Here is a 19,118-nt window from a genome sequence, read left to right on the forward strand (position 1 = left end):
GTATTTTAAAATTCGGATGTGTGTGATGACGGAACCGCTAATCAAAAGGGAACGTCTTCTTCGATGTCGCCGCTGGAGGCGGGAGCTTGAGAGGAGGGAGCCGATGAGCCGCTTTCGCGCTGGGCCGGAGCGTAACCGCCGGAGCCTTGGCCGCCGCCGTTGTTGTCGCCGCGGCTGCCCATGAGCTGCATGTTTTCAACGATGACCTTCAGCTTGCTTCGCTTTTCGCCTTCCTTCGACTCCCAGGAGTCGAACTTCAGGCGGCCTTCGATGAAGAGCGGGTTACCCTTGCTAACGTACTTGGAGATGATCTCCGCCTGCTTGCCCCATGCCTCAAGGTCAACGAAAGTCGTCTCCTCCTGCGTCTCGTCGCCGGAGCGATAGACCCGGTTGACCGCCATGCCGAACTGACACACGGAAGTGCCCTTCGGCGTTGTGCGAAGTTCCGGGTCACGGGTAAGGTTACCGAGGAGAATTACTTTGTTGAAGTTGGCCATAGACGAAGCGGGCTGGGTGTTTCAAAAAGGCGAAACTTACGCCTTCTGGATCATCTTGTGAGAAACGAGCTTGTTCAAGCGGAGCTTCTCGAGGATCGCAGCAGGCACTTCAGCGGTACCAGCGAAATCGTAGCGGACGTAAACGCCTGCGGTGTACTTGATGTCTGGAGTACGAACGAAGTCCTGGCGGCCGAGATTCTCGACTTCGGATACTTCGGCGCCGACGGATGCGAGATCCGCCTTGAGGCCTTCGATGAGGTCATCGATAGACTCTTCGCGACCACGAGTGTCGAGAATGAAGGTTGCTTTGTAGTTAGATGCTGTTGCTGTCATCGTTTTTTCGTTTTCGATTGATTTGGTTCATCGCCAAGTCCGGACCGAGAGCCACCAAGAGCTCGATGCTCTCGACGTAGCGATCCATACTAGCGGAGACGACGGATTCGTCGTCGCTGGAAAATTTGCCTAGAACGTAGTCTGCCAAGGGCATCTCCTTGTCCGGCTTGCCCCCGATCCCCACTCGAATGCGAGCGAAGCGAGGAGGCATGCGACTGAGGATGTCGGCCAAGCCATTGTGACCGCCCGCGCTGCCCGACATGCTGAGCTTCACCTCGCCGACATCCAAGTTGATCTCGTCGTACACCACTACCACCTCTTCCGGAGGTATCTTGTAGTAGCTGCAAAGCTTCTGCACGCACACGCCACTCTCGTTCATGAAGGTCGTCGGCTTCACGAGGATCAGCTTCCCGAACTTCGAACCGCTCAGGAGAGCGACCTCGCCCTTTTGCTTGCGCTCCTTCTTCCAAGGCTCCGCCCCATGCTTCGCAGCAAAGGCGTCGACCACGCGGAATCCGATATTGTGGCGGGTATCGGCGTATTCGCTGCCAGGATTGCCGAGGCCGACTATCATCCGGAAGCTCATGAGCCGTTCTAGATTTTTAAAAAGAACAAAAAGGTGAGCCCGCCCAAGGACTGGCCCACCAGGGGAAAGTTAAGTCGCTTACTTGACGACTGCGAAGACCGGCTGATCCGGAGCGTCGAGGTACTGGACGCCTTCGATCTCGGGCAGCTGGCTGACGTGGAGGCTGTCGCCTACCTTCAAAGGACGAACGTCCGCGTCGATCGAAGAAGGGATGTCCTTCGGCAAGCAACGTACGCTGACCGTTTGCGATACGGTTTCAACCGTCGCGTTTTCGTTCTTCACGCCCCATGCCTCGCCCTTGGCGTGAACGGGAATCTCGAGAACGACGAGCTCGCCTTCCGCGATCTCCTGGAAGTCTACGTGAGTGTAGGTGTCCTTGATCGGGTGGCGCTGCACTTCCTTGATAATAGAAGTGACCGCTTCGCCTTCGCCAGCCTTGAGCTGAACGACGGGAGTGTTGTTACCGATCGCGCGGAGAAGCTGGCGAAGCTCGCTAGAGTCGATCGACAGATTTTCAGGCTTCTTGCTCTTGCCGTATACAACAGCTGGCACGCGGCCTTCGGCGCGGAGACGGCCGGATGATGCAGATCCCGCTTGTTCGCGGGCGGAAGCGTTGATTGTGAGCGTATTCATGGTACGAAAATCGTTAGATGCGGAGCGAGACTCCGAGTGAAAGGGAGCGAACCGTAAGTCGCTTCAGGTGGAAATCAATCAAAACTTTCGCCGAAACACAGAAAAAAGCGGCAAAAGGAAAACGAGCCACAGTTGAGCCCCATTTGAAACAAGGGCTGCCTGAGCACAAAAAAACCGCCAATCTGGCGGACGGAAAATAAAATGGCTGCCCCGGTTGGATTCGAACCAACGACCAAGTGATTAACAGTCACCTGCTCTACCACTGAGCTACAGGGCAATGAAGGATTCGGAAAAAGTAGTTTCGGCAGCCCCTTGTCAACTCTTTGATTCAAGAAAATCAAAAAAAGTGAAAACTCCCCTCGGGGCGTTTGACCCGCACCCAATCGACAAGCCATTATAGGCAACGAACTTTTCCAACCTAGACCGATCCAAGCTCACCATGCGCCAAAGACTGCTTAGCATTTTCTGCCTCGTATCCACCTTAGCCCTACTCCTCGGAGGATGCGCCACGGAGCCAAACCTCTACACAGGACAGACCGGCTACTACGCCTACACCTGGGAACAGGAGCTCCAGCTGGGCCGCCAGTCCGACGCCCAGATCGTCCAGCAAATGGGCCTCTACCAGGACGACGAACTGGCCGCCTACATCCGCGACCTCGGCAACGAGCTCCTGCAGCACAGCGCCATCAAGCGTAGCGACGCTCCGGAGATCTACCAGGACACCGAATTCACCTTCCGCTTGCTCGACTCCGATGTGGTCAACGCGTTCGCCCTTCCAGGCGGTTTCGTGTACGTGACGCGCGGCTTGCTTTCCCACTTGCAGAACGAGGCTCAACTCGCGGTGGTGCTCGGCCACGAAATCGTCCACGTGGAAGCCCGCCACGCCTCCAAGCAAGCCCTCAAGCAACAGCTCGGACAAATCGGACTCGTCGCCGGCGCCGTAATCGGCGAGCAAATCGCCGAAAACAAGGACTTCGCTCGCGAGATGGTTAACCTAGGGGGCGAGCTTTTCCAACTCGCTACGCTCAAGTACGGCCGCGACGCGGAACGCGAGTCCGATCTGCACGGCGTCGAGTACGCCGCCAAAGCGGGTTACGCAGCTGGAGAGGGCTCCGCCTTCTTCCGCTCCCTCGACCGCATCTCGGACAAGAGCGGCCAGAGCATTCCCTCCTGGATGTCCTCCCACCCCGACCCGGGCGAACGCGAAAAGACCATCCAGGAGCTCGCCAGCCAATGGAACGCCAAAACCGGCCAGACCCCAATCGTAGGCGAAGAGCGCTTCCTGGCGAAAATCGACGGCCTTGTGGTCGGCCAGAATCCAAGAAACGGATACAGCGACGGCCAACGCTTCTACCATCCCGACCTTCGCTTCCAGTTCGACAAGCCAGCGGGCTGGAGCCTCCAGAACGAAAGCGGCGCCGTCTACCTGAGCGACGCCAACCGCTCCGTCATGCTCGCCTTCACCATCGCCCCGGAAAAGACGCCCCTAGCAGCCGCCCAAGCCCTCGCCTCGAAGCTTTCCTTCGAACCTACCTACGCCCAGGACACCCACGTCAACAGCATGCCCGCCTACGCGCTGGAAGGCAGCGTCACCACCCAGTCCGGCGTCATCATGCTCCACGCCACCTTCGTGCAAAAAGGCGAAAACGTATTCACATTCCTGGGATACGGAACCAGCGCCTCCTTCCCCGCCCAAGCTGGAACGATCCGCTCCATCGCCGGCTCCTTCGAGGAACTGACGAACCCAGACATCCTCAACATCCAACCCTACCGCATCGCGGTGACGCGAGCGGATCGCAACGCCGCCTTCCAAGACCTGCTGCCCGATCGACTCCCGCCCGGGACCGACGCGCACGACTGGGCCATCATGAACCAAGTCGAACTCGACCAGCAAATAGAACGCGGACAGCTTCTGAAGCTGCCCGCGAGCACGCGATAACGAGAGATCGAATAAAAAAGTCTAGATCGCCTTGGAGAACCCTTGGGAGGCATTGCCCAGGTAGGCGTCGAAACGACAGGCCACGTTGCGGATCAACAGTCGCCCTAGCGGCGTAACGCTCAACCCCTTTTCGGTGAAGCAAACTAGCCCATCGCTTTCCATGCCCTTCAGGCCTTCGATTTCCGATTCGAAGTAACTCGAAAAATCGATCCCGTTCACCGCTCCGCGCTCCGCGAAGTCCAGCTCCAGGTCGCACATCAAGCGCATGATCACCTCGCGACGAACTTGGTCGTCCCGCGTCAAAAGGTAGCCCTTCTCCAACGGGATGTTCCCCTCGTCCAGCATCCGGTAATACGTATCCAAATCCTTGTAGTTTTGGCGGAACGCATTCTGCGACTGGCTAATGGCCGACATGCCAAACGCGCAGATGTCGACGTTCGCGTGCAAGCTGTAACCTTGGAAATTCCGCTGCAAGGTCTTGGCCCGCTGCGCCTTCACCAGCGGATCCTCCAGCTTCGCAAAGTGGTCCATGCCCACGTGGGAGTAGCCGCAACCCGTCAGCTTCTCCACGGTTTGGATTAGGATCTCGATCTTCGAATCCGCATCCGGCAAAGGCGAGCGCTCGAGAATCTTCTGAGCTGGCTTGCTCCAAGGCACATGGGCGTAGGAAAAAACCGCGAGCCGATCCGGATCGTAGGAAAGCACTTCCTGCAGGGTCTCCTTGAAGCTCTCCTCAGTCTGATACGGCAAGCCATAGATCAAGTCCACGTTTATGGAATGGATCCCCGCGGCCCGCAGCCAGCTAATAGTCTTGGCGTTCGTCTCCGTAGGCTGGATACGGTGAATTGCCTCCTGGACCTTGCGATTCACGTCCTGCACCCCGATCGAGGCGCGATTGACGCCCAACTCCATAAAGGCCGCCACCTGGGCTTCCGAAAGCGTACGCGGATCCAGCTCCACGCTGATCTCCGCCGCATCGTCGAACTCGAAGGCGCCGCGCAAAATCCCCGAGAGCCTTCTGACCTGCTTCGGGGAAAGAAAGTTCGGCGAACCTCCTCCGAAGTGCAATTGCACCACCTTGCGTCCCTCTCGAATCAGACCCGCATAGCGCCGCACCTCCATGTCCAAGTAGTCGAGGTACTTGTCCGCGAGCGAGGTGTCGGTGGAGATGACCTTCGCGCAGCCGCAAAACCAACACAGACTGCGGCAGTACGGCACGTGGACGTAGAGGGACAAAGGCCCCTCCGCGTCCTCCAAATCGGCCAACAGCGCCGAGCGGCCGCTACGGTCCTCCACCGCCTTGAACTTCAAGGCAGTCGGATAGGAGGTGTAGCGCGGGGCCGGCTGGTTGTACTTCCGGATCAACGCGGGATTGAGCCCGAGCGAATCCCGCGAGAAGCTAAGTGGTGCAGTTGGCATAATCGTCGATTGTTCAGTATTCAAATAGTGGATAAATCCATCCTAGTAGCTTCCCTAGCCTACCTTCGGCAAGGCTGCCTCCAACTCGATCGCCGCCAAATGCCGACGCGCGGTGACCCGGCGACGGCTTCCCTTGCGAATCAGCCGGTCAAGTTTCTCGCCCAACACAGAAATCGCCCTGTAAAGATCGTCCTTCTGAACCGTCACGTCGAAGCGCTTCCTGCGGTCATCGACACGTCCCTTGGCGATAAACTCGCCACGGTGAGTCTTCGAGTGACGCTCAAGCTCCAACTCCACCCGGATACGACTGATATCGGAATCGTGCTCGCAAAGCTTCGCAGCCAATTCGTTCACCTTGCCTTTGATCGACTCCGTCAACTCCAGGCGACGGCCTACTATCTCAACTTCGTTGTTAGGGTTCATGGCAGGACTATCGCAGATTTGCAGGAAGCCCCCTACTCGGATTCGGCCAAATCCTACGCAAATCCGGCTAAAAGCGAATTAATTACATTTGACTCTCTTATTGAAAGAGGGATGAATGGACCCATGCCCAGGAAGAGAGCGAAACAAGCCGCGGCCAGCCTCGAGCTAGCCACGCCCGAAGAGAGCCGGGAGCTGACCAAGAGTATTGGCGCCACCCGCCTTTTCGCCAAATACGAGCGCTCCTTCACGGCCGCCTCCGGCCTGCCCCTGACCCTGCGCCCTATCGGCACTTTTCGCATGCCCGCCACCGGACACCGCAAGGAGAACCCGTTCTGCGCCCTCGTTTCCACCGCGCGCAAGGGCTGCCTAGCCTGCCTCATGGCCCAATCGGAACTCGAGAAAAACGCGTCGCGCAAGGCTTCCACCCTGCACTGCTTCGCAGGGCTGCACGACACCTTGGTCCCCATCCGCATGGGACACCGCATCATCGCCTACCTGCAAACCGGACAAGTCGCCCTCGAAGCGCTCGACAACTCCCACTACGATCGGGCCCATAGCGAAATGATCCTACGCGGCATCGAGCTCGATTCGCAGGCTGCCCGCAAGGCCTACCGCCAAAGCGTCAGCCTCGATCGCGACGCCTACCAAGGCTTCGTCAAGATGCTGGAAATCTTCGCCGAAAGCCTCGGCGCCGCCGCCAACACCCTCCACCTCGCCAAAGCGGAAAAATCCGGCAACCCAGCCGCCCTGAAGGCCGTTCGCCACATTCGCCAACACTCAGACCGGCCCATCTCCCTCAGCGAAATCGCAAGGATCGCCGGAGCAAGCGTTCGCCACTTCAGCAAGGTCTTCAAAGAGGAGACCGGGCTCACCTTCGTCGACTACCTGACCCGCGAGCGCGTCGAACGCGCCAAGGAACGCATCAGCCAGAGCAGCGACCGCATCAGCGATATCGCTTTCGCCAGCGGCTTCGACTCCATCGCCCAATTCAATCGGGCTTTCAAGAAAGTAGCCGGCGAATCCCCCAGCAGCTATCGCCTCAGCGCCAACGGCTGACCCGCCTCCTAGGAGCGGGCCAAGTAAGACCAAGCCTTCTTTTCCGTATCGTACTGCTCGAGCTTCCCCTTCCCGATTTCGTAGTAGAACGAGTGAATGGAAAGGCGACCCTCCGCTACCGCATCCGCGACGCAGGGGTACTCCAGCAAGTGCTCGGTCTGGGACACCACGTTCGCTCGCTCCAGGTCCTCCAGCGAGGATCCGTCGAAATCCTCCAAAGCCGGAATCGCGTACTCCACCCAAGAGGAAAGCATCGGATCGAAGCTCGCCTTGCCAAGCTGCGACAAAGCCTTCACCCCGCCGCAGTTCGAATGCCCGCACACGATGATGTGCTCCACCTTCAAGGCATCCACCGCGAACCAAATAGCGGAACCGACAGAGGCCTCGTCCGCAGCGAGCGGCGGGACGATATTGGCCACGTTGCGGAGCACGAAAAGCTGGCCCAATCCGGCGCCGAGAATACGCTCCGCCGGGACCCGAGAATCCACGCAGCCGATCCACATCACCTTCGGCGACTGGCCGCTCGCCAAATCGGCGAACAGGGCCGGATTCTTGGCGTAATCACTCTCGAGGAACTTCTCATGCCCCTCCACGAAGGAAAGCGGCAGACTTTTCGAACTGTTTTTCTCTGACATCAAGGGCAGTCAGCTAGAACAAGTTCCCCCCATAGAGAAGCAAAATCTTTCACGAAATAAAATACAGGTATCGCTCGCGAGGCGAACCTCGGCGCCACCTAGACCGGCATATCGCCCATCAAACCAAGAGGATTTCCCCAGGGGTCCTCGAAGAAGGCCAACCACGAGGACTTATCCATGAAGTTCTCCACGATGCAGCTCGGGCCGCTCTTGAAACGCACCCCGTTCGCCTTGAGCTGGTCGGCCACTTCGTGCACCCGTCCATCCACCTTGAAATAGATCGGGCAGCCAATCGGACGATTGCTCGACTCCTGCACCATGATCGTAAGTTCCCCGCACTTCAGCATCATGGTCTGACCAAATACGGACTCCACCTCGACCCCAAGGGTATCCCCGTAAAAAGCTCGAGCCTCTTCGATGTTTCCAACTCGAATTTCGAGCTGACCGATCGCTGTTAAAGTGGGTGCAGTGGTTTGAGCCATAAAATCTGTATAGATAGGGGATTCGATCAAGGGGTGGGTACTTCACCCCTTTAACGGCATTAGGTAGCGTTTACTGAATCCCAATTCGGCGAAACGAGCGCAATTGCCCAGCTCCTCACTTCGCACAACCCCAGCGCCGCGCCCCTAGCCGCTCTGCGCCAGCGCCAGCAAGCTCTGCAGCGACTGCACCCCGCTGGCCAACAAGTCCGGCCCCGACTTCGAGCCGCTCACGATCGAATCGAACAAATCGCGCTTCTCCTTCTGCAAGAGCTGAATCTTCTCCTCGATCGTTCCCTGGGCGAACAAGCGGTAGACGAAGACACTCTTGGTTTGCCCGATGCGATGCACCCGGTCGATCGCCTGGCTCTCCACCGCCGGATTCCACCACGGATCGAGCAAAAAGACGTAGTCCGCCGCATGCAGGGTGATCCCCACGCTGGCCGCCTTCAGGCTCACCAGCATCGCCGCCGTCTGATCCGTCCCTTGAAACTCCCTCACCGGCGCTTCGCGATCCGCCGTAGACCCAGTCAGCTCAAAAATGGGCAGTTCCGGAAACGCGTGCTCGATCATCTCGCGAGCCCGCACCAAAAAGCGCACGAACTGGCTGAATATCACCACCTTATGCCCTGTCCCCAAAACCTCGATCAGCTTTTCAAGCAAAACCATCAGCTTCCCGCTGTCCTCGATGCTCGCCTCCATCCAAGGCAGCAACTGCGGGTCGCAGCTCACCTGACGCAAGCGCGTCAACAAGCTCAAGGTCGCGAAGCGATTCGTACGCATCGCGCTGCCCAGGTCGTCGCCGAAGCGAGCCAAGCCCTCCTCGCAAATCCGCTGGTACTCGCGGGCCTGCACCGGCGTGACCGGACACTCCAGGTCCACGATGGTCTTTTCCGGCAGCTCCAAGGCGACCTCGCTCTTGGTGCGCCGCAGCATGAAGGGCTTTATCTGAGCCCTCAGCCGCGCCTTGAACGCCCCCGGATTCTCCGCGTAAAGCCGGTCGAACTGCTCGCGCGACCCCAGCATTCCGGGCATCAGGAACTGGAAGGCGGGCCAAATATCCAAGGGCTTGTTTTCGATCGGCGTGCCGGTGAGGGCGATGCGTCGCTTCGCCCGCAGGCGCCGACAGCTGCGTGAAACCTTGGAGTCCGGGTTCTTGATAAACTGGGCCTCGTCCACCACCGCGTAGTCGAATTCCTCCGCCACCAAACGCTCGATGCGATTGCGCAGCAGGGCAAAACTCACCACCACCACGTCCAGCTTCGAGGCCGCCTTAGCCGTGCGGCCGCCATACTTGCCCACCTTCACGTCGGGAGCGAACTTGGCGAACTCCGAAATCCAAACCGGAACCACGCTGGCCGGACAAACCACGATCACTCGCTCGCCCTCCTGCCGTTGGGCCAGGAGCAAGGCGATCACTTGCACCGTCTTGCCCAAGCCCATCTCGTCCGCAAGCAGGCAATGGCAATCGTGCCGCAGCAGGCGCGACATCCACTCCACCCCCTGACGCTGGTACGGGCGCAAGCAGTCGAGCAGCTCCAGCTCCGCGTCGGGCTTGGGATTGAGCAAGCCCTCCCGCCATTGCGAAAGCTCGTCGGAAAGCTCCACCTCCTCCTCGCCCTCGCCGAAGAGCGAAAACAGCTGATAGAGCTGACCCGCGCCGCTCGCCTCCGCCTCCACTTCCTTCCAAGCGCTCAAGGCCTGCCGCGACTCCTCGGTCAGCTTGATCACGCCTAGCTCGGGCACCAGCATCGGCTCTTCGTTGCGGGCCAGCAGCTCGTCCGCCAAACCGCTGTCCAGCAGCTTGGCGCCCGCGTCGAAAACCCACTGGATATCCAAGCCCCCGGACTTGGCCCGGCTCGCCTGCGGCTTGAGCTTGATCTCGACGATCCCCTGCTGGATGTGCTTCACGTTCTCCCGCTCCTCCGTGGAAAAGCGAGCCTTCCAGCTCGGCCATACCGACTGGATGAAGAAAACGACCTCCCGCAAGTTCTCCAGCAAGTAGCCGCCAAACTCCGGGGAATAAACGAAATGCGACTTGCGGGCCCGCGCCGCCAGCATGATCAGCCGCCCGCGCTCCTCCGAATTGTTCGCCCGCGGCGCCCCGTCTTCCTTGCTCAAGGCCGATACGCGCGTCCCGTCCCCGCCCAGCCAATACGCCTCGCAGATCAAGCCCTTGAAATGCGTATCCAAAACCAGGTGCAGCACGCGGGCCTCGCCCTCCTTGCTCATGGCGTTCTTCGAAAGGTCGATCGGCGCTTCCTCCTCCTTTTCCTCTTCCCTTTCGCCGTCCAAGCCCAAGCCTTCGCTCTCGATCAGCGAAAGCTCCTCGTCCGCCAAAAGCTCCTCGATCTCCAGCAGCCCCGCTACCGCGATCGCACCGCCCAGCACCTCGTCGGAAGTCGACGAACGCACCGAAATCTTGCCGGAGCTCCACTCCACCACCGAATAGCTCTCCGCCACCCCGATCTTGGAGTTCACGATCACATCCGAGTCGTTGAGCGAGATTTCCCGGATCTCCCCACGCTTGTAGATCGAGCGCCCGCGCCGCAATTCCGCTTCGCTGAACGCAGCTTCCCAGTCCCCGCCTAGACGAGAACTCCAAAGCTCCAGCGACTGCCGCGAATAAAGGCGATTAGCTCCTTTCCAACTCATAAACCGACCACCTTGAAAAATGCAGGAAGCCCACTCAATGCTTTTCGAGCAAAGCCGCTAATACGAAACCTTCTCCCTTTTGGCGTGTACCTGTGTAAGCAATTCATCAACACTTCCGTTCGTAGCTCAATCGCCTCCATGTTCACACGACTCCGCAAATCATTCTTCTCGGGACTTATCCTGCTCGCCCCCATCGGCATCACGTTCTTCGTGTTCAACTGGCTGGTCATCAAAGTGGGGGGCAACGTCAAGGAACCGATCCTCAAGCTGCTGCTCATCCCCGAAAACCTCGTTTCCAAGGAAAGCCTCACCCTCGTCTGGGACACCCTCGCCACCGTCATCGTCCTGCTGGCCATCACCCTGCTCGGCTTCCTCTCCCGCTACTTCATCGCCAAGTACCTCTTCTCCATCGGCGAACGCTTCCTCAACAACGTGCCCATCATCAACACCGTCTACACCTCGGTGAAGCAGATCGTCGACACCTTCAGCTCCCAAAACCGGGCCGTCTTCCAGAAGGTCGTCCTCGTGGAGTTTCCCAAGGAAGGCTGCTACGCGCTCGGCTTCCTGACCGGCGACGGAAAAGGCGAGATCCAGCATAAGACCGACGAGTTCCTGCAGAACGTCTTCGTGCCCACCACCCCGAACCCCACCAGCGGCTTCCTCGTCATGATGAAAAAGGAGGATATCCAAGTGCTCGACATGACCGTCGGCCAAGGCATGAAGCTCATCATCTCCGGCGGAGCCGTAGCCCCGCCCTACCCTCCCGTCGAGAAAAGCCTCAACTTCAAGAACGAGCAGCCACGCCCCGCCACTACGCCCCAGGATGCCAGCTGAAAAGCTCATCGTCGCCAACGCGATCGTTCTCAAGCTCAGCCCCAGCGGCGAAAAGTTCACCCAAGTCCGCCTCCTCTCCGCCGAGCGAGGACTGCTGAGCGTGCTGCGCCGCAACCGCAGCAAGTCGAACCCCTTCTCCCTCGACCTCTTCGACGAAGGCGAAGCCCAAGTCGACCTCAAGCCGGGCGAAAGCGCCAACAACGGATTCCTCACCGACTTCACCGTATCCAAGAAACGGATCGGGCTCGGCAAGAGCTACGCCGCCCTGCAAGCCGCTTCCTGGCTCTCGGGGCTCCTCCTCGCCAATCCCATGCACGAGGACGAACTCGGCGAGGAAACCTATCGGCTCGCCCTGCGGGCCCTCGACTCGCTCAGCGACGGAGCCCCGCCCCACTCAGTCCTCCTGAAAACCCTCTACGTTTTCGCCCGCGACGAAGGCTACCCCGTGCTTGCCGACTGGGCCAGCAAGCTCCCTCTCGCCTTGTCGGAAAAGGTTACCCACATCCTCAACACCCCGCTCAAGGAAATCGAGCTGCACAAGGACGAGCAGCAAAACGCGTTCGCCTCCCTCGCTCGCTACGTAGAGCACAACACCCACATACGCCTGCCGCGAACCTAGCCGCTCGGCTACTCGGCTACTCTGCCATCGTCGTATTCATGTAAGCCTCCAGCTGAGTCCGAAACTCGGCATAGGAGCCTTCCACCATATTCTTCCAATGCTCCGCCTTCAGGGGTGAACGCCCGTCGCTCGCGATCAGCTCCAAGCCTTTGGCGAGATCCAAAATGTTTCGGGCTCCCAACAAGGCCAACGCCCCCTTGAGCGAGTGAGCCCGCATGCCAACATCCTTGCGATCTCCCTTGTCGATCGACTCGACCAAGCTCTTCACCTCCGCATCGACGATGGCGATCGCAGTATTCACGATTTCGCTGCGGCTCGTATCCGGAGTTTTCATACGGTCGATATAGGCTTCAAGGGTGCCTGCATCCATGCAGTCGCGACCGTTGGAAGACGGAACCTTTTCGAATCGAAGTTCGCCTTCAAGCTCCGGCGACGGCAACTGCACCTCATCGTCCGCAAAACGAGCCCCCTCCGACACGCCGGAGCCAGCCCCCTTTTCACCGAACAAGCGATTATCCAGCACCGCTCGGAGCTGCTTGAAGTCGACCGGCTTGTGCACCACCTCGACCATGCCCGCTTCGATGCAACGCATCTGGTCGCGACGAAAAACCTTAGCCGTCACTCCCACGATCGGAACCGGAGGCTTCCGCTTGGCCCGAGCGAGAATCTTTTCCGTAGCCTCGTAGCCGTTCATCTCGGGCAGCATCACGTCCATCAAGATCAAATCGTATTTGCCATCCTGATACGCGTCTACCGCGGAACGACCGTTATCCACATGGTCGAAGGCTACGCCGTAGTCCTGCAGAAAATGTCCTAGGATATCCGCGTTTAACTGGTTGTCCTCGACGACGAGCACCCGCTTGTCCCCCCTTCGCGCCGTTTCCTTCGGAGCGAGCGCCTCCCGCTCCTTCCCGGATTCGAGGGCCTCCTCGGCTAGCTCCAAGCTATCGCTCAACGGCAGGCAAAACGCAAAGAGGCTACCCCCGTCTTGCGGATGCTCGAGACGCAAGGTACCACCCATCTTGTCGGCGAGCTCCTTGCTGATCGCTAGCCCCAGCCCCGTCCCCTCTGGAGCGTCCTCCTGATCCTTCAGGCGGAAGAAAGGCTTAAAGATAGCTTCGCCATCCCCAGCATCGACCCCCGGGCCTGTATCCTGGACGCCAATACAAAGTTCCCCTTCCGAACAGGAAACCGAAACGCGCACCCACCCCTGGTCCGTAAACTTGATCGCGTTGGCGATCAGATTGCTCAGGATTTGCGTCACCCGCATGCGCGGCAAAATCGCTTTGATGCGAGCGCTGGAATCGATCTCCACGTTCAGGTCCAAGCCCTTCTTGCGGGCCCGCTCGCGAAAGAGACCCACCACCTCCGTGACGAATACGTCCAATTCGACCGACTCGGTACGCAAATTGATCTTCGAGGTAGCGACCCGCGAGTACTCCAGGATGTCGTTGATCAAGCCCTTTAGCATGTGATTGCAGGACTGCAGCTTGTCCAAGATCGCATGCTGGTTCACGTCGAGAGTGGTTCCGCTCAAAACGTTGGCGAAGCCGATCACGCCATTCAAGGCCACGCGGAGCTCATGGCTGACCGTGGTCAGAAAATCCAAGGAATCCTTGTCAACCGGGTCAGACTCCACTCCTTGGGGCTGCGAGACCGCGATCTCCACGCAAACCAAGTCGGCAGGCCCATCCAGCAACTCGCAAGCGAAGGAAGCCTCCAGGATCTCGCCCGATTCGCATTTGAGGTAGCCCGTCCGCTGCAATTTCCCGTCCGACGCCTGCGGCAGGAAAGTCGCCGCGTCTTCCAGCACGATACGCTGCCAGCCGATGGCCTCCTCGGACTCCGGGTCCAAGCCCAGGAGCATCTTCAACTCCACCGGCAAGCGCAGCACGCGAAACTGCCGGTCGAAAATCACGGTGAATTTCATCTCAGCTCCGCTCGCCATGTCGCCGGTCCCCTAGAGCGTTACCAATCCCGTCCGAACCGCGAAGAGGGTGACTCCCGCAATATCGAAGATCTTCAGCTTCTTGGAAATATTGCTCCGGTGGGATTCCACCGTCTTGATGCTGAGCCCCAGGTTCTGGGCGATTTCCTTGTTGGTCATCCCCGAGGCCACGAACACCACGATCTGCTTCTCGCGATCGCTCAAGGTCTCGAGCAGTTCCTTCTGGTCCAGCACGTCCGGCGAATCAACCTGCGTCTGAGCCGACGCCTTTACGAAGATGTTGCCGTTCGCCACCGCTTCGATCGCCTGCTCGAAAACGGAAAATTCCTCCTTCTTGTTCAGGAATCCCGTCACCCCCATCTGCAGCAGCGAACCAATCCGCTTCGGGTCCTCCACCGAGGAAATGATGAGGATGCGCGCCTCCGGCTGCTCGCTGATCAATCGCTCCGCCAACTCCTGGCCCGTGATGCCGGGCAGGCGCAAGTCCAGGATGACCAAGTCCGGCCGATGCTCCTCGCAAAGCTTGTAGGCCTCTTCCCCCGTCGCGACTTCGCCGATGATCTCGAAACCAAATCGCTGCCGGATGATCCGGCAAAGAAAGTCGCGAAACAGCGTTTCATCTTCGGCAACTACTACTTTCAAAATAGGTTTAGACATGTTTCTGGAACTGGCCGTTCGAGGGGTCGAGATGAGCTCGAACGACGGCTTGGAAGGGCTCTACAACTTGCGGAATGGGGACAATTCGCTGCCCGAACGACCTGATAGGCAGTTCAAAGCAGCATTAGAACTAGGAAGGTCTCACAAGCGGCGCAAGTTAAGTCTTCGACCAATAATCGCGCCCTTCGCTCCACAATTCCACCTACGGCGGTCCCCGCGCTCTGTTCAGGAACCGCGACGGATTTCCGAGCCCTTGAAACGGATCTGGATACGCCAAACCTTCTTCAGGCGACAGCGAATCTGGCCGGTCTGCAGGTCGAACTCCTCCGGAATCTCGATCTTGTGCAAATCTACCGACGCGTGGTAGCCGCGCTCCGAAAAGATGTCGATGAGCATCGCCATGGAATGCGGGTCGTCCAAGGTCGGGTCCTCGGAGTTGATATGCGCCGAGCCCGTGATCGCATGGTGCTTCACGATCGGCATGATCTTCTCCTCGATGAAATCGATCACCCGATGGAACTGGTCCGGGTTCTCCATCTCGTACTGGTCCAGGCGACGCACCAGCTGCTGGCGAGCGTGCTCCACGATCTTCTTCGCGATGGGAAGGCGATGGAGCGAGTCGAAGGTACGCGGGTCCAGCTCCAAGGAGCTCTGGTACTGCAGCTCCTTGATGATGTTTTGCCGCACCTCCGCCAGCGTTCCCTGGGCATTGATGAAGTGGTAGTGGAAGACCTCCCGCAGCGATTGCAGGGCGTCGTAAGTGGCCTCCTTGAAAACGCGGTAGCGGCGCTGGGCCGCCTTCGGGTCCGAGTCCGTGGCACGGTACTCCTTCGGCTCGCCAATCCCCGTACGCTCGACCTCCTCGTTGTGTTCGATGATCTCGCGGCCGCGCTTGAGCTGCCGCGCCACGCTCTCCTTCTCGTCGATGAAGAGCATCATGATGTGGATCAAGGGCTGGCGGAAGCTCGAGCGGTACTCGGTGTTGAAGAACTCCGCCCGCAGCTGGAGCATCTTGTGGTAGAGCATCTTCATACACTCGACCTGCACGAACGTGCGCGGAAAGCCGTCCAAAATCGCTCCATCCTTGTAGTCCGGCGAAAGCAGGCGCTCGAACAGGATGCTGATAACCTCCGTATCGCCTACCATGCCACCCGCGTCCTTGATGGCCCGCATCTCCGGCGTGTCGAGCAGGGAGCTGACCACGATCGGCTCCGCCGTCAGGCCGCGAACCTCCTGGATGAAGGGCGTATTCGTGCCCTTGCCCGCGCCCGGAGCGCCACCCAGCAAGATGAGCTCCTGGGGAAAATGCAAACGGGTGCGCCCGTACTTCTCCTCTAGCTTAGTCCAAACCGTGTTGAAGATAATCTGAGCATCCTTGACCTCGAGGTCCTGGTGCTTAGCGGCAACTCCATTGGCTTCTGTCTTTTGTGGCTGTTCGCTTGGTGGCAGCGTTTCTTCGCTCATGTGTGGGCAATGTGGATAGGAGGATCGGCGGGAAAGACTAGCGAGAAATGTCCCTTTGGCTCAAAACGCGAATATTATGGGTATTCAGGATGTGCACCGCGAGGTCCGTATCCTCGATGCTGATGACCAAAGCCGAGCGGCCATGCGGCCTGCTCACGAAAGCGTAGATGTAGTGGATGTTGATTTCGGTCTGCAGCAAGGAAGCCAAGACACGGTTCATGTCGTGCTCGCCCGCGATCTCCACCGCCAGCACCTCGCTCTCGCTGAAGGTCACGTCATGCTCCCAAAGCAGCTCCTTCGCCTTCTGCGGATCGTCCACCACTACCCGCGTGATCGCGCAGTCCGTCGTGTCCAGAGTGGTCAAGGCCATCACGTGGATGCCGCTGTCTTCAAAAAGCCGGAAGATGTCGGAAAGGCGGCCCACCTTGTTTTCCATGAAGATGGAGAGCTGCTTAACGGGATCCGGTACGGCGGTTTCGGTTTCGATCGAAGGATTGTCCATCTACATGAGGATTCTAGATGCAGAATACGGGGGAAGACGCTATTACTTAAGTGCCTAGATACATTTAGCAAGGATTCGCGCCGTTTCCGAAACAACTCGCAGCATCCTTCCCAGATAGCAAAAAAGGCAGCTTCGCGAACCGCCTCAAGACACGCCAACCCTCAACAGGCCGACTCACCATCCCCCTCCGCTCGCAAGCGGCGAATGGTACTCCCGGCGGGAATCGAACCCACATCTTCGGCTTCGGAGACCAATGTTCTATCCATTGAACTACGGGAGCAGCAAAAATTGACTCGGAGACGTTTTCAAACTCCGCCCCCGAAAGTCGAGGGCAAAGGTGAAAGAATATCAAAGGTGGGGCGGTTTCTCCGAAAAGCGACTCGTCGCCCGCCCACCTCGCGTCGATTAAATCCTAGATGTGGATCGCTTCGTCGTGCGTCGCAGCAGCGGCTTCGGCCAAGGCCTCGCTCAAAGTCGGGTGAGCGTGGATAGTGCCGTGGATCTCGTCGATCGTGCCCTCCATCTCCATCGCCAAGCAGTACTCGGTGATGAGCTCCGTCGCGTCGCGGCCAATGATGTGGGCGCCGAGGATCTCGCCAGTCTTAGCATCGCTGATCAGCTTCACGAAACCTTCGGAGTGAGCGCCCGCGACCGCCTTGCCGGAAGCCACGAAGGGGAACTTGCCGACCTTGTAGTCAAGCTTCAGCTCCTTGGCCTTCTTCTCGGTCACGCCCGTGCTCGCAATCTGAGGGTTGCAGTAGGTCGCGCCTGGGAAGTTCTTCACGCGACGTGGCTTGGCCGCGCCAAACATCCCGTTGACCGCCTGCACCGCCTCGAAAGTCGCCACGTGGGCCAACCAAGGCGGACCGATTATGTCGCCCGCCGCGTAGATGCCGGCCACGTTGGTCATGTACTTGTCGTCGACCACCAAGTAGTCGCGATCGGTCTTGAGGTTGAGGGAAGGGTTCACCGCGCCGTCGAGGAACGCGACCACGCCGACCGCTTGGATCACCGCGTCGACCTTCAGCTCCACGTCCTTGCCCTTCTTTTCGTAGACGAGCTTGATCCCGTCCTTCTCAGCTGTCGCAGCCTTCACCTGCACGCCGAGCTCGGACTTGATGCCCTGCTTCTTGAACTCGCGGCCCAAGGTCTTGGCAATCTCCTCGTCCTCGACCGGAACCAGCTGGTCCATCACTTCGAGAATCGTTACCTCCGTGCCAAAGGCATTGAGGAAATAGGCAAACTCCACGCCGATCGCGCCGGAACCGATGATGGCGATGGACTTGGGCTGCTTCTTCATGACCAACGCTTCGCGGGAAGTCATGATTCGCTCGTCGTCCGGGAGGAACGGCAAGCGGCGAGCGCGGCAACCGGTCGAAATCAGGACGTTCGAAGTGCTCAGCTTCTTGCCCTTGGACTTGCCTTCCACGATCGAAACCGTCTTGGCGTCGTCCACGTGCGCCTTGCCCACGATGTAGTCGACCTTGTTCTTCTTGAAGAGAAACTCGATCCCCTTGGCCATCTGGTCCGCCACGCCGCGGGAGCGCTGGATGATCTTGGAAAAATCGTAGTCGACGGAACCGACCGAAATGCCGAACTCTTCCGCCTTCTTGATCGAGTGAATCAGCTCCGCGCTCTTAAGCAGAGCCTTGCTCGGGATACAACCCCAATTCAAGCAGGTACCGCCGGCGCGATCCATCTCCACGCAAGCAACCTTCTTGCCGAGTTGCCCGGCGCGAATTGCGGCCGCATAGCCTGCGGGGCCACCTCCTACTACTACCAAATCGTATTTAACGTCAGCCATAATGAATCGGGTTTTGAAAAGCCTAGCGGGATAGCTCCCCCCGCCCAAAGTGTCTAGCGCAATCGCCCGAAAAGCGACGCGGAAGCCAGACTCAAGGCGGAGCGCCTAGATGTCGATCACGTCGTCCTTGGCCTTTACCTTCCGGGTCGGACGCTTCGCCCTCCCGCCTCCACCGCCGCTCGCGCGGACCGTGAAAGAGCTCCGCCCGCCGCCACCGATCCAGCTCCCGAACAAGATATTAAGGAAGGTCACCCACAGCGCCCCCCAAAACGCCGCCCCGAAGCCCACGACCTCGAAGCCCGGGACCAGCTCTCCCACCAGCAAGTACAGCAACGCGTTGATAAAAAGGATGCCCAAGCCCAATGTCAGCACCACGAAAGGCAGCGCCAGCAAAACCAAGATCGGCTTCAACACCGCGCTGAACAAGCCCAGCAGCAAGACCACGATCAACAGCGTCGAATTCGCCTCGTAGTGGATCCCCTCCACGAAGTAGCTGCCCAGCCAAACGCCCAGGCCGCTCACGACCCAACGCTTCAAAATAGAAGAAAACCCTTCCGATCCGTCACGACTCATAACTGCTTAAACACTCGCCTAGCTCATCGGTTGCACGCGAGCGCAAAATCCCCGCACAAATC

At 59.0% G+C, this 19,118-nt stretch carries 19 protein-coding genes and 2 tRNA genes; 4 read left to right on the plus strand and 17 right to left on the minus strand.

What is annotated here, in order from left to right; translation table 11 throughout:
• Nucleotides 1-41 precede the first annotated feature (41 nt).
• From ssb to QEH57_RS04255, 5 genes are all read right to left on the minus strand, one after another.
• Complete coding sequence (gene ssb, locus QEH57_RS04235) at nucleotides 42-497, minus strand: single-stranded DNA-binding protein (protein WP_309005434.1); 456 nt, start codon at nucleotides 495-497, stop codon at nucleotides 42-44.
• Nucleotides 498-533: 36 nt separating this feature from the next.
• On the minus strand, nucleotides 534-830 hold the full coding sequence (locus QEH57_RS04240) for a 30S ribosomal protein S6 (protein WP_309005435.1): 297 nt from the start codon (nucleotides 828-830) through the stop codon (nucleotides 534-536).
• Complete coding sequence (pth, locus tag QEH57_RS04245) at nucleotides 811-1,416, minus strand: aminoacyl-tRNA hydrolase (RefSeq protein ID WP_309005436.1); 606 nt, start codon at nucleotides 1,414-1,416, stop codon at nucleotides 811-813. The genes QEH57_RS04240 and pth overlap by 20 nt, the downstream gene beginning before the upstream one ends.
• Nucleotides 1,417-1,494: 78 nt before the next feature.
• Nucleotides 1,495-2,049, minus strand: a complete 555-nt coding sequence (locus QEH57_RS04250) for a 50S ribosomal protein L25 (protein ID WP_309005437.1) — start codon at nucleotides 2,047-2,049, stop codon at nucleotides 1,495-1,497.
• Nucleotides 2,050-2,251: 202 nt separating this feature from the next.
• Nucleotides 2,252-2,326 (minus strand) — tRNA-Asn (locus QEH57_RS04255).
• 162 nt (nucleotides 2,327-2,488) lie between these two features.
• On the opposite strand from QEH57_RS04255, the gene QEH57_RS04260 reads away from it, so the two are divergent.
• Nucleotides 2,489-3,988, plus strand: a complete 1,500-nt coding sequence (locus QEH57_RS04260) for a M48 family metalloprotease (protein WP_309005438.1) — start codon at nucleotides 2,489-2,491, stop codon at nucleotides 3,986-3,988.
• 21 nt (nucleotides 3,989-4,009) lie between these two features.
• On the opposite strand, the gene hemN is transcribed toward QEH57_RS04260, so the two are convergent.
• On the minus strand, nucleotides 4,010-5,407 hold the full coding sequence (gene hemN, locus QEH57_RS04265; protein ID WP_309005439.1) for an oxygen-independent coproporphyrinogen III oxidase: 1,398 nt from the start codon (nucleotides 5,405-5,407) through the stop codon (nucleotides 4,010-4,012).
• Nucleotides 5,408-5,461: 54 nt separating this feature from the next.
• Nucleotides 5,462-5,830 carry an HPF/RaiA family ribosome-associated protein gene (locus tag QEH57_RS04270; protein ID WP_309005440.1) on the minus strand — a complete coding sequence of 123 codons (369 nt, stop codon included), beginning with the start codon at nucleotides 5,828-5,830 and terminating at the stop codon, nucleotides 5,462-5,464.
• A gap of 123 nt (nucleotides 5,831-5,953) precedes the next feature.
• On the opposite strand from QEH57_RS04270, the gene QEH57_RS04275 reads away from it, so the two are divergent.
• On the plus strand, nucleotides 5,954-6,886 hold the full coding sequence (locus QEH57_RS04275; protein WP_309005441.1) for a helix-turn-helix domain-containing protein: 933 nt from the start codon (nucleotides 5,954-5,956) through the stop codon (nucleotides 6,884-6,886).
• 8 nt (nucleotides 6,887-6,894) lie between these two features.
• On the opposite strand, the gene QEH57_RS04280 is transcribed toward QEH57_RS04275, so the two are convergent.
• The 3 genes from QEH57_RS04280 to QEH57_RS04290 all read right to left on the minus strand — a co-directional run bounded on the left by QEH57_RS04280 (nucleotide 6,895) and on the right by QEH57_RS04290 (nucleotide 10,655).
• Nucleotides 6,895-7,521, minus strand: a complete 627-nt coding sequence (locus QEH57_RS04280; RefSeq protein WP_309005442.1) for a carbonic anhydrase — start codon at nucleotides 7,519-7,521, stop codon at nucleotides 6,895-6,897.
• A 98-nt stretch (nucleotides 7,522-7,619) separates the two neighbouring features.
• Nucleotides 7,620-8,003, minus strand: coding sequence for a VOC family protein (locus QEH57_RS04285; protein ID WP_309005443.1), 384 nt, complete (start codon nucleotides 8,001-8,003; stop codon nucleotides 7,620-7,622).
• A 144-nt stretch (nucleotides 8,004-8,147) separates the two neighbouring features.
• Complete coding sequence (locus QEH57_RS04290) at nucleotides 8,148-10,655, minus strand: DEAD/DEAH box helicase (protein ID WP_309005444.1); 2,508 nt, start codon at nucleotides 10,653-10,655, stop codon at nucleotides 8,148-8,150.
• A 138-nt stretch (nucleotides 10,656-10,793) separates the two neighbouring features.
• Between QEH57_RS04290 and QEH57_RS04295 the strand changes: the two genes are divergently transcribed.
• A complete protein-coding gene (locus QEH57_RS04295) occupies nucleotides 10,794-11,489 on the plus strand; it encodes a DUF502 domain-containing protein (protein ID WP_309005445.1) in 696 nt (231 codons plus the stop codon).
• Nucleotides 11,479-12,108 carry a hypothetical protein gene (locus tag QEH57_RS04300; protein WP_309005446.1) on the plus strand — a complete coding sequence of 210 codons (630 nt, stop codon included), beginning with the start codon at nucleotides 11,479-11,481 and terminating at the stop codon, nucleotides 12,106-12,108. The genes QEH57_RS04295 and QEH57_RS04300 overlap by 11 nt, the downstream gene beginning before the upstream one ends.
• Before the next feature lie 16 nt (nucleotides 12,109-12,124).
• Here QEH57_RS04300 and QEH57_RS04305 read toward each other — a convergent pair whose 3' ends face one another.
• The 7 genes from QEH57_RS04305 to QEH57_RS04335 all read right to left on the minus strand — a co-directional run bounded on the left by QEH57_RS04305 (nucleotide 12,125) and on the right by QEH57_RS04335 (nucleotide 19,056).
• A complete protein-coding gene (locus QEH57_RS04305) occupies nucleotides 12,125-14,038 on the minus strand; it encodes an ATP-binding protein (protein ID WP_309005447.1) in 1,914 nt (637 codons plus the stop codon).
• Between the two features lie 30 nt (nucleotides 14,039-14,068).
• Nucleotides 14,069-14,713, minus strand: a complete 645-nt coding sequence (locus QEH57_RS04310) for a response regulator transcription factor (RefSeq protein ID WP_309005448.1) — start codon at nucleotides 14,711-14,713, stop codon at nucleotides 14,069-14,071.
• 225 nt (nucleotides 14,714-14,938) lie between these two features.
• A complete protein-coding gene (locus tag QEH57_RS04315) occupies nucleotides 14,939-16,177 on the minus strand; it encodes a nucleoside monophosphate kinase (protein WP_309005449.1) in 1,239 nt (412 codons plus the stop codon).
• 37 nt (nucleotides 16,178-16,214) lie between these two features.
• Entirely contained in the window at nucleotides 16,215-16,679 is a 465-nt protein-coding gene (locus QEH57_RS04320) for an acetolactate synthase (protein ID WP_309005450.1), read from the minus strand.
• 205 nt (nucleotides 16,680-16,884) lie between these two features.
• Nucleotides 16,885-16,959 (minus strand) — tRNA-Arg (locus QEH57_RS04325).
• 132 nt (nucleotides 16,960-17,091) lie between these two features.
• On the minus strand, nucleotides 17,092-18,483 hold the full coding sequence (gene lpdA, locus QEH57_RS04330) for a dihydrolipoyl dehydrogenase (protein ID WP_309005451.1): 1,392 nt from the start codon (nucleotides 18,481-18,483) through the stop codon (nucleotides 17,092-17,094).
• Between the two features lie 105 nt (nucleotides 18,484-18,588).
• Nucleotides 18,589-19,056, minus strand: coding sequence for a phage holin family protein (locus QEH57_RS04335; RefSeq protein WP_309005452.1), 468 nt, complete (start codon nucleotides 19,054-19,056; stop codon nucleotides 18,589-18,591).
• Between the last annotated feature and the right edge of the window lie 62 nt (nucleotides 19,057-19,118).

It is taken from the genome of Pelagicoccus sp. SDUM812005 (genome assembly GCF_031127875.1).
Classification (GTDB): Bacteria; Verrucomicrobiota; Verrucomicrobiia; order Opitutales; family Opitutaceae; genus Pelagicoccus.

Bases quoted from the DNA above. Each gene is read 5' to 3' on its own strand.
- ssb (WP_309005434.1), bottom strand. From the start codon at position 497: ATGGCCAACTTCAACAAAGTAATTCTCCTCGGTAACCTTACCCGTGAC.
- QEH57_RS04240 (WP_309005435.1), bottom strand. From the start codon at position 830: ATGACAGCAACAGCATCTAACTACAAAGCAACCTTCATTCTCGACACT.
- pth (WP_309005436.1), bottom strand. From the start codon at position 1,416: ATGAGCTTCCGGATGATAGTCGGCCTCGGCAATCCTGGCAGCGAATAC.
- QEH57_RS04250 (WP_309005437.1), bottom strand. From the start codon at position 2,049: ATGAATACGCTCACAATCAACGCTTCCGCCCGCGAACAAGCGGGATCT.
- QEH57_RS04260 (WP_309005438.1), top strand. From the start codon at position 2,489: ATGCGCCAAAGACTGCTTAGCATTTTCTGCCTCGTATCCACCTTAGCC.
- hemN (WP_309005439.1), bottom strand. From the start codon at position 5,407: ATGCCAACTGCACCACTTAGCTTCTCGCGGGATTCGCTCGGGCTCAAT.
- QEH57_RS04270 (WP_309005440.1), bottom strand. From the start codon at position 5,830: ATGAACCCTAACAACGAAGTTGAGATAGTAGGCCGTCGCCTGGAGTTG.
- QEH57_RS04275 (WP_309005441.1), top strand. From the start codon at position 5,954: ATGCCCAGGAAGAGAGCGAAACAAGCCGCGGCCAGCCTCGAGCTAGCC.
- QEH57_RS04280 (WP_309005442.1), bottom strand. From the start codon at position 7,521: ATGTCAGAGAAAAACAGTTCGAAAAGTCTGCCGCTTTCCTTCGTGGAG.
- QEH57_RS04285 (WP_309005443.1), bottom strand. From the start codon at position 8,003: ATGGCTCAAACCACTGCACCCACTTTAACAGCGATCGGTCAGCTCGAA.
- QEH57_RS04290 (WP_309005444.1), bottom strand. From the start codon at position 10,655: ATGAGTTGGAAAGGAGCTAATCGCCTTTATTCGCGGCAGTCGCTGGAG.
- QEH57_RS04295 (WP_309005445.1), top strand. From the start codon at position 10,794: ATGTTCACACGACTCCGCAAATCATTCTTCTCGGGACTTATCCTGCTC.
- QEH57_RS04300 (WP_309005446.1), top strand. From the start codon at position 11,479: ATGCCAGCTGAAAAGCTCATCGTCGCCAACGCGATCGTTCTCAAGCTC.
- QEH57_RS04305 (WP_309005447.1), bottom strand. From the start codon at position 14,038: ATGAAATTCACCGTGATTTTCGACCGGCAGTTTCGCGTGCTGCGCTTG.
- QEH57_RS04310 (WP_309005448.1), bottom strand. From the start codon at position 14,713: ATGTCTAAACCTATTTTGAAAGTAGTAGTTGCCGAAGATGAAACGCTG.
- QEH57_RS04315 (WP_309005449.1), bottom strand. From the start codon at position 16,177: ATGAGCGAAGAAACGCTGCCACCAAGCGAACAGCCACAAAAGACAGAA.
- QEH57_RS04320 (WP_309005450.1), bottom strand. From the start codon at position 16,679: ATGGACAATCCTTCGATCGAAACCGAAACCGCCGTACCGGATCCCGTT.
- lpdA (WP_309005451.1), bottom strand. From the start codon at position 18,483: ATGGCTGACGTTAAATACGATTTGGTAGTAGTAGGAGGTGGCCCCGCA.
- QEH57_RS04335 (WP_309005452.1), bottom strand. From the start codon at position 19,056: ATGAGTCGTGACGGATCGGAAGGGTTTTCTTCTATTTTGAAGCGTTGG.